1 protein-coding gene and 1 pseudogene are annotated in these 757 nt (G+C 62.1%); both read right to left on the bottom strand.

What is annotated here, in order from left to right; all coding sequences use genetic code 11:
* Positions 1-474: contractile injection system protein, VgrG/Pvc8 family (locus ACWKV7_RS23680; RefSeq protein ID WP_483860161.1), on the bottom strand; the 474-nt coding region annotated here is incomplete at its 3' end.
* A gap of 166 nt (positions 475-640) precedes the next feature.
* Positions 641-757 (bottom strand): annotated as a pseudogene (locus tag ACWKV7_RS23675) (Hcp family type VI secretion system effector); the annotation flags it as partial.

Genomic DNA, 757 nt, shown 5'->3' with positions numbered 1-757 from the left:
GACGAAATGCAGGTCCGACTCGTCGTACTGCACGCAGTAGTCGCGTTCGGGGTAGACGGTGGGGCCGAGCTGGAATTGATAGTCGCCGGGCAGGATGCCGTGCTCTTCGAGCACCTGGCCGATGATCTGCGGCACGGTGAGATGCTGGAAGATGCGCTGGTTGGTGCGGTGGGCCAGGTAGGCCAGGCGCGGCACGATGCTCAGGCGATAGCGGGTCAGGCGCTTGCCGGATTCGCCCTGGGCAATGCGGTGGATGAGGCCGTGGATGCCCTTGCGGTCCGGGTCGAAGGCGAGAAAGGCCTTCTGGTGCAACAGGCTTTCGAGATCGAGGTCGGGGCGCTCGCTGACCAGTTCGACGTCGAAGCGGTAGGGCTGGCTGATGGCCTCACGGCCGCTGAATTCGAGCACTTGCAGGTCGTGCTCGGTGCCTTCGATGCTCAGGCTGAAATGGGTGGCATTGGCATCCCAGAACATGCGGTCCTCTCCTTGTGATCCAAAGCTCGGCAGGCTGCCGTATCGCGCGGTGCAGCCTCAATAGTGGCCACTTGGAACTGTGACGAGTTTCTGTAAACGGCCCGTTTATAACGACATCGGCCAGGACGAGCCTGGCCGATGGTGGAGCTACGCGGCGATCACCACCTTAGGCGGAGATCGGAGCGCGCCAGTCGTCGGAACCGGAAGTGCCGGAGACTTCGTGGGTCCAGACGATCTTGCGGTAGGTGAAGTAGACGTCTTCCAGGTGAGTGAAGTGAGCCAT

The organism is Zestomonas ipomoeae, from assembly GCF_057128665.1.
The sequence above is the reverse complement of the archived record's forward strand: the minus strand, read 5'-3'. Positions and strand labels throughout refer to the sequence as shown.